This window comes from Peribacillus frigoritolerans, from assembly GCF_030676415.1.
GTDB lineage: Bacteria > Bacillota > Bacilli > Bacillales > DSM-1321 > Peribacillus > Peribacillus frigoritolerans_A.
This window is the reverse complement of sequence record NZ_JAUUTW010000066.1, coordinates 1-8,005: the sequence shown is the minus strand read 5'-3', so window position 1 is coordinate 8,005 and position 8,005 is coordinate 1. Positions and strand designations below refer to the sequence as shown.

At 37.8% G+C, this 8,005-nt stretch carries 6 protein-coding genes and 1 rRNA gene; 6 read left to right on the top strand and 1 reads right to left on the bottom strand.

Annotation, left to right across the window (positions count from 1 at the left end):
* Positions 1 to 6 precede the first annotated feature (6 nt).
* The 6 genes from rrf (at position 7) to Q8G36_RS28280 (ending at position 6,737) form a co-directional block, all read left to right on the top strand.
* Positions 7 to 122, top strand: a 5S ribosomal RNA gene (rrf, locus tag Q8G36_RS28305).
* A 916-nt stretch (positions 123 to 1,038) separates the two neighbouring features.
* Entirely contained in the window at positions 1,039 to 2,241 is a 1,203-nt protein-coding gene (locus tag Q8G36_RS28300; RefSeq protein WP_305163110.1) for an MFS transporter, read from the top strand.
* Positions 2,242 to 2,308: 67 nt separating this feature from the next.
* Positions 2,309 to 3,070 (top strand): type I 3-dehydroquinate dehydratase, encoded by a 762-nt coding sequence (aroD, locus tag Q8G36_RS28295; RefSeq protein ID WP_305163111.1) that lies wholly within the window; start codon positions 2,309 to 2,311, stop codon positions 3,068 to 3,070.
* Positions 3,071 to 3,130: 60 nt separating this feature from the next.
* Positions 3,131 to 4,015 carry a quinate/shikimate dehydrogenase gene (locus Q8G36_RS28290; protein ID WP_305163112.1) on the top strand — a complete coding sequence of 295 codons (885 nt, stop codon included), beginning with the start codon at positions 3,131 to 3,133 and terminating at the stop codon, positions 4,013 to 4,015.
* A 277-nt stretch (positions 4,016 to 4,292) separates the two neighbouring features.
* Complete coding sequence (locus Q8G36_RS28285; protein ID WP_305163113.1) at positions 4,293 to 5,501, top strand: MFS transporter; 1,209 nt, start codon at positions 4,293 to 4,295, stop codon at positions 5,499 to 5,501.
* Positions 5,502 to 5,723: 222 nt separating this feature from the next.
* Positions 5,724 to 6,737, top strand: a complete 1,014-nt coding sequence (locus Q8G36_RS28280; protein ID WP_305163114.1) for a LacI family DNA-binding transcriptional regulator — start codon at positions 5,724 to 5,726, stop codon at positions 6,735 to 6,737.
* A 115-nt stretch (positions 6,738 to 6,852) separates the two neighbouring features.
* On the opposite strand, the gene Q8G36_RS28275 is transcribed toward Q8G36_RS28280, so the two are convergent.
* Positions 6,853 to 7,410 (bottom strand): shikimate kinase, encoded by a 558-nt coding sequence (locus Q8G36_RS28275; RefSeq protein WP_053533572.1) that lies wholly within the window; start codon positions 7,408 to 7,410, stop codon positions 6,853 to 6,855.
* Positions 7,411 to 8,005: the final 595 nt, after the last annotated feature.

Below are 8,005 nucleotides of genomic sequence, written 5' to 3'. Positions count from 1 at the left end.
TTCATGTTTGGTGGCGATAGCGAAGAGGTCACACCCGTTCCCATTCCGAACACGGCAGTTAAGCTCTTCAGCGCCGATGGTAGTTGGGGGTTTCCCCCTGTGAGAGTAGGACGCCGCCAAGCCATTTCAAAGATCAGCCATCCGGCTGGTCTTTTTTTGCGTTATGAACTAAAAAGCTTTGTGGAAATTATGAAGCCCTGCCACTCCATTATATAGAAGTTGTTATTTCACCCTTGAGAAGGATGATATTGATTCTCATTTTATATTGAGAATATTTTGACCCATCCTAAACTTAGGATATAAGCGAGTTATTCTTCCAGCCTTACTTAGACATGGCTATTCAAATCGATTGCAAATAACTGGAGAATTGGATTTAAATAAGCAGCAGTACATATATTTTAGCTAAAAAGAAATTTATTCAGAAACTGGTAACTAAAAAAGTGCGGAATATCGAAAAAGAAGGAAGTCTTCATAAATGATAAAATACTTTGAGCCACTGCAAATAAAAGTATTATTCATCTTGTATGAACAGTAACAAAACCAAGGTATGGCTGAACTTTTAAGGTGAATAAGATCCAAAATGAGCACTTCGAAATTTAGAAATAATGAGTAGGAGGAATTACTTTATAGTTATTAAGGACTGCTTCATGAGTTTGACACAATTAAATTAGCGCAGTATAATAATTCAGTAGAACGATGTACTAAAGAAAGTTAACTAATTAACTTTAGTATAAGTGTTAATTCAATACCTTTTGAATTTAGAAACTAATCGCTTAGAATTGTTAGTAGAACGACGATATACCAAATTAAGTAGAACGATATACTAACATTAATTAAGATTAGTAGAACGATATACTAGTTATACAAAAATAGTAGAACGATGTACTAACTAAAGTGGTTAACCTAATGAAGTTTATTGTTTTTATTTAGTACGGTAATTATGTTTCTTAAATTTATGGTATGGGGCAAGGGGGCAACTTCTGAAAGGCTTAAGAATCAAATTGCATTTCGATAACTTTTTTTATAGGGGTGTGTTTCATGAAAAATCCATTTATAAAAATGGCCACAGGTTTATATATTAGCTATTTTATTTTAGGTATGATCAATATTATCATTGGGTCAAACATGGAAAATTTGTCCAATCAATTAAATACAAGTGCCTCAGGGATAAGTTACTTGGTCTCTGCTATAGGAATCGGTAAGTTAGTTTCTTTGTTTTTCGCCGGTAGACTATCTGATAAATTAGGAAGGAAACCATTTGTTGTTTCAGCATCTTTTATCTACCTGATCTTCCTTATAGGTATACCTTTGGCTCCTAACTATCCATTGGCATTTATATTTGCTGTGTGTGCTGGTATTGCAAACTCATTTTTGGATGCTGGTACGTATCCAGCACTTATTGAGGCTTTTCAAAAGAAAGCTGGTTCCGCTACCGTATTAATAAAAGCATTCGTTTCAGTCGGTGCCGCACTTCTTCCATTTATCATGGCGTTCTTTATAGCTAGAGATATGTTTTACGGGTATACATTCTTCTTAATGGCTGCCGTTTATCTTGTTAATGGATTTTTCCTGCTTAAGGTTTCATTCCCGGATCATAAAGCTCAAAACCAGACTCAAGATGATGAACAAGCTGTGCGGGTTCAACACCAATTCCTCTCAAAACCGAAGTTTGCCCAGGAGGGGATGGCCGTCATACTATTAGGCTTCACATCAACTGCTTTATTCATGCTGGTTCAAGTCTGGCTCCCGAACTTTGGACAAGCGGTATTGGGGCTAACCCAGGCTAAGGCTGTTCAATTGCTTAGTTACTATAGCATTGGCTCCCTTGTTTCTGTCATTTTACTAGCAGTTCTATTGAATAAAGTAATTAAGCCCATTACCGTCATGATTATCTATCCGATCATTGCAGCATTATCTTTATTGTCACTCATTTACATCCAGCAACCATTTATGACTGTATTGAGCGCCTTCTTCATTGGGCTTTCAACTGCAGGGGTGTTCCAATTAGCCATGACGATAATAACAGAATTCTTCCCAGCCAATAAAGGGACGATTACTTCATATGTAAACATTGCAGCTAGTTCAGCCTTTATCATCATACCTTTCGTTACAGGTATGATATCTAAGAGCGCTGGTTTAACTGCAGTCTTCTTATTTGATGTGGCAATAGCGGTAGTTAGTATCTTATTGGCCGTATTCGTTGCCTATCGATATAAAAAGGTAATTAAGGTTTCCAATTAAACGGTCTAGCCGAACATCAGTGGGGGATGAATCTCACTGATGATAATGATAAAAGGGGGAAACATCCATGAAAACAATCACGATCAAAGATGTAACGATCGGAGAAGGAGTTCCAAAAATCATCGTTCCACTGATGGGAACAACTGAAGAGGAACTGCTTAAAGATGTTGAAACGGTAAATGCTTTAGATCCGGATATCATTGAATGGCGAGTAGATGTCTATGAACAAGTTGAAAGCATAGAAGCCGTTTCGGATATGATTTCTAAACTTAGAAGTGCTGTACCCAATACTTTGCTGCTTTTCACTTTTAGAAGCCATAAAGAAGGCGGGAACAAGGAAATCAGCGATGATTATTATTTCCAACTTCTTCATACAGCGATTAAAACGAAGAATATTGATCTTGTCGATGTGGAGTTGTTTTTTGAAGAATCATCAGTGAAGGAAACTGTCAAGGCAGCTGAGGAAAATGGAGTATACGTAGTGATGTGTAACCATGATTTCGATAAGACACCAGCAAAAGAAGAAATCATTTACCGATTGCGTAAAATGCAGGAATTTGGCGCCCATATTCCAAAAATTGCTGTAATGCCCCAAACTGTTGGTGACTTACTCGTTTTATTGGATGCAACCTACACGATGAAAACAAAGTATGCCGATCGTCCATTCATTACGATGTCAATGTCGGGTACAGGCCTGGTCAGTCGATTATCAGGTGCGGTGTTTGGATCTGCTTGTACATTCGGTGCCGGAAAAGAAGCATCTGCACCAGGACAAATTCCTGTTACTCAATTAAGAGATGTATTGGGGATCATTGATCAAAATATTTAACTCATAATTCCTTCCAAGAAGGAATTTATATAAAGTTTTAAAAATCAGGGGGAATAGAACATGGAAAATCTAGGACGAATTAATGGGAAAACAGAATTAGTAGGATTGCTGGCAACACCTATCGGACATTCTTTATCACCTGCCATGCATAATTTAGCTTTCGATAAATTAGGCTTGAATTGCGCCTATTTAGCATTTGAAGTTGGTAATGAACAGCTGGAAGATGCAGTCAAAGGGATGCGTGCATTAAATGTAAAAGGGTTTAACGTATCCATGCCTAATAAAATGAAGATCCTTCCATATCTTGATGAATTGGCAGACAGTGCAAAATTTTCTGGGGCCGTTAATACAGTTGTCAATGTCGGTGGAAAGTTCGTTGGGCACAGCACAGATGGAATGGGATATACTCGGAACCTAAAAGAACATGGTATAGATATTAAAGGAAAGAAAATGACTCTTATCGGTTCTGGTGGGGCTGCTACTCCAATTGCCATTCAATCTGCGCTGGAAGGGATTGTGGAAATCAGCATTTTTGCTCGTGACGATGCTTTCTTCCCACAAGCAGAAGAGAATGTACGGATCATCAATGAAGATATGAAGCACTTAAATGTGAAAGCCAATGTATACCCTCTTGAAAATGTTGAACAATTAAAGGCTGAAATCGCAACTAGTGATATATTGGCAAACGGAACTGGCGTTGGCATGAAACCGCTTGATGGCTTAAGTGTCATTCAAGACGAATCTATGCTGCGTCCTGATTTAATCGTAACCGATGTTGTTTACATCCCACGTAAATCTAAACTAATGGAACAAGCTGAGGCTGCGGGAGCTACAGCTATTAATGGTCTTGGGATGATGCTTTGGCAAGGTGCATTGGCCTTTGAATTATGGACAGGTCAACAGATGCCTGTTGATTACATCAAAGAGCAATTGTTTGCAGAATAATATGATTCCACTCTGGAGATTATTCTCCATTTTATCGTAATAGAGGTTTTTTCATACTCGATGGGCATCATCGTTAAATGATTACATCAAATGAAAGCAGAAACCTCGGAGCTAAGAAATGCAGGGAGTGAAATCCCTTGTTTTTCTTAGCGTTTTTTTTTGAAAAGTGGTTTTCATTTAAATGGATAACATAAAGGGGAGGCTTTAGTGTAATTCCATTCTGCATTAAAGAGTACTAGGGGAGAAATACAACGTGATTTATTATAGGGGTGTAATAATGAAAAATCAGTATTTTAAAGCGGCATCAGGCATGTATATTAACTATTTTCTGCTGGGGATGGTAAATATAATTCTCGCCTCGAACATGCCCTCTTTAACAGAACAATGGGATACGGACTCTACTGGCATCAGTTATCTTATTGCAGCAATAGGAATAGGCAGATTACTCACGTATGGTCTCTCGGGAGTTTTATCGGATAAATTTGGAAGAAAGCCATTGGTCATTGTCTCCTCGGTTGTAATGGGAGTTTTTTTGATTGGGATTCCATTTTCCCCCACATATGAAATGGCCTTTGTATTTGCTTTACTTGCGGGAATTTCCAACTCAGCCATGGATGCTGGTACATATCCGGCGCTAACTGAAATGTTTCCTGAATCTGCTGGTTCCGCCAGTGTTATGGTTAAGGCTTTTGGTTCACTAGGTGCAACCATCCTGCCATTCATCATCTTGTTTCTTACTAGGAACGAATTATTTTACGGGTTTGCATTTTTATTACCGGCTGTCATTTATTTCGTGAATATGTTTTTTGTGTTGTCCGCTTCATTTCCAAAAAGCAAATCCGATCCTGACGGTAATGAGGAGGATTTGCATATGAACAGGTTCATAACTGAACCTAAATTTTGGAGCGAAGGAGTCGCGCTAATCATAATTGGGTTTACATCAACTGCGTTATTTACGGTTTCGCAAATCTGGTTACCGAGTTTCGGCCAGGAAGTTTTTGGGATGCCATCTTCAAGTGCAATTAAATTATTGAGCTATTATAGTGTTGGATCACTGATTTCCGTCCTGCTATTATCCATCTTATTAAACAAATGGATTAAGCCAGTGACGGTGATATTGCTGTATCCAATGATTACTTTACTTACGGTAATCATCATATTAACGATTCATTCACCTATTGTCTTAAGTATTAGCTCCTTTTTCCTTGGAGCCTCGACAGCTGGGATATTTCAATTAACCATTGCAATAATGACTGAATTTTTCTGGAGGAAAAAAGGAACTGTAACAGGGATCGTTGCGACTGCATCCAGTTTGGCGAGCGTCATTTTACCAATTGCAACGGGCTTGATCGCTAAGAGTGGGGATATATCGCATATATTTCTTTTCGATTGCTTTATTGCAACTATTGGAATCCTAGCTGCTGCTTTTGTATATTACCGGTATAAAAAATTAACACAGCACCAGACCATATTTAACCATGGTTAAAAAATATTGAAGGATTATTTAAAACTCCATCTTCTAGAACTAGGTAGCGTTTTTTTGAACTAATTAATATTGGATATAGATGTATTGGAGTGAGTATTAATCGATGAGATACCCATGTTCCAAAAGCAAGGGTGTAATAAAGACAGTAACTATATTATTATTATAGTAAGAACATGATAATAATAAGTACATCAAAAATACATTCAAGATGGTGATTGAACTATGAAACAATCCAAAAAAGGGCGGGTCACGCTGCAACAGGTAGCGAAACATGCTGGGGTATCTACATCCACTGCTTCCCTTATCGTTCGCAATAACCCTCGAATATCGGAAGCGACGCGAAAAAAAGTATTAAAATCCATGCATGAATTGGGTTATGTTTACGATAGAATTGCAGCAAACCTAAGGTCGCAGAGTTCCGATACTGTAGGAATCATTATTACCGACATATCAAATACCTTTTTTTCTGAATTCCTGATAGGCGTTCACGATGCATTGGATGAGGTTGGGTATACAGTGTTGCTGGGGACTACATTCGACTCGGTTGCCAAGCAAGACCATCTCCTTTCAACCATGATGGAACATAGGGTGGGAGGCCTGATTCTTTGTCCTGTCTCTGAAAGCTCACAAGATACTATTGAACGGTTAAATGAAATTGACACGCCGATGGTCCTTGCTGTTAGGGAACTACCTGGAGTGAATAGCGACTATGTAGGCATAGACTATCCAGAGGGAGCCAGGATGGCTGTTGATCATCTCCTTGGAAAGGGACATAAAAGAATTGCGCTCCTTGGTGGCATCAAGGAATCTTCTACTTGGATCGAGAGAATGGAAGGATACCGTGAAGCTCTTTCAAGAGCGGGATTGGAAGTGGATGAATCGCTGGTGATAGATAGTGCCCCTACACGGGAGGGAGGGCTGGAGGCTGTATTGAAAGTACTTGAGAATCCTAATCCGCCTACCGCGATTTTTTGCTTTAGCGACTTAATTGCCTTCGGTGTTATGCAAGGATTGATGATGAAAGGATTTACTCCTGGTAAAGATATAGATATCGTAGGGTTCGATAACGTTCCAGTCGCAGAAATCTATCATCCTCCGCTAACGACCATTTCCTCATTCCCTAGACGTATTGGAAAAGAGGCAGCGAATCTCCTGTATCAGCAAATGGAGAAAGTTGAACGTGAACAACAGCGAATCATATTGAATCCAGAACTGATTATTAGAGAGTCTTCCTAATAAAGAAAAATAAAAAGGTGATTAGTTTACAGGAGGCTAGGTATCCATACCTCTGTACCCTTTTCATCTTTTCTATTATTCTTTTATTGGGAAAATCGGTTACAAAGTGATGATCTTACTTAAGCGGTTCATAAATATCCCAGGCCACTTTCAATGAATCGACTATAAAGTCTGCGACTTCATCAACATCAAGATCATTGGTATTCACTTTGGAATGATGATAAGAGTATATTTCTTGTCTTGTGTAAAAGAGTTCTTCGATTTCCTCAAGGGACCGGCTTTGTAAAACAGGTCTACTATCAATAAGTAAGCCTATTCTTTCTTTCCAGTATTCCCAAGATAAGTCCAGGTAAAAGACAATGCAATTGGATAAACAGATATTCCGTATATCCTCTTGTAAAAATGCCCCGCCTCCAACTGAAATGATTTTCAATTGTTGTTGACTAAGGCTTTCAATCACACTTTTTTCTTTTTCGCGAAAAGCCTTTTCGCCAAACTTCTTGAATATTTCTGTAGTGGGCATATTGAATTCCTTTTCAATTTCTTGATCTATATCAATAAAGTCCCTATATAATTTCCTTGCTACTTTCTGTCCGATCGTCGTCTTTCCTACCCCCATAAAGCCAATAAAAACGATACTTTGCATCCTCAAAGATGTGTTTTTATTAATCATTTATAAATCCCTCTCCCAACTATTTTTATAATGATTAAAAGTCTCTCCTGAAATTTTTAAAATATATTTATTATAGTACAAGAAAGTAAAAATGTAAAAAAATTTTTCAATATTTGGACAATGAAATTCCGTGATTGAGCGGTTTATTTTTAAATCAATCTAACCGAAAGGAACAACCAGTTTACAGTATTCGATTTTTACATCCATTTATACTTATCTATCGAGGTTGTTATTGCCATTACCTATCACTTGCAGGTTTTATGGATTTTGCCAAAAGCATTACTAGGTTGAAGGGGAATGTGTTTCAAATGGGTCTTTGATTTAATAAAATGGATGGGATCAACGATTTGTTGGATTATATGTTTTAAGCGGAAGCCAAGGTAGGACAGGCACATTTATTCCTATATATAATTGATTAAATCATTTAACAAGGAAATGTATGAAATGTGTTGACTTTATGGTAGGAAAGGATTAATATAAATAAGCACCAACTAAGACAAACGAAAAACTTCATCGCTTTTGGCTGATTGCTGAAAGAAATAATAACTATTGACTTCTTACTATGAAAATGATAAGATGAAATGGTCGCTGAAAA

Excerpts from the sequence above, each read along its gene's own strand:
- Q8G36_RS28300 (WP_305163110.1), top strand. The coding sequence starts at position 1,039 with ATGAAAAATCCATTTATAAAAATGGCCACAGGTTTATATATTAGCTAT.
- aroD (WP_305163111.1), top strand. The coding sequence starts at position 2,309 with ATGAAAACAATCACGATCAAAGATGTAACGATCGGAGAAGGAGTTCCA.
- Q8G36_RS28290 (WP_305163112.1), top strand. The coding sequence starts at position 3,131 with ATGGAAAATCTAGGACGAATTAATGGGAAAACAGAATTAGTAGGATTG.
- Q8G36_RS28285 (WP_305163113.1), top strand. The coding sequence starts at position 4,293 with ATGAAAAATCAGTATTTTAAAGCGGCATCAGGCATGTATATTAACTAT.
- Q8G36_RS28280 (WP_305163114.1), top strand. The coding sequence starts at position 5,724 with ATGAAACAATCCAAAAAAGGGCGGGTCACGCTGCAACAGGTAGCGAAA.
- Q8G36_RS28275 (WP_053533572.1), bottom strand. The coding sequence starts at position 7,410 with ATGATTAATAAAAACACATCTTTGAGGATGCAAAGTATCGTTTTTATT.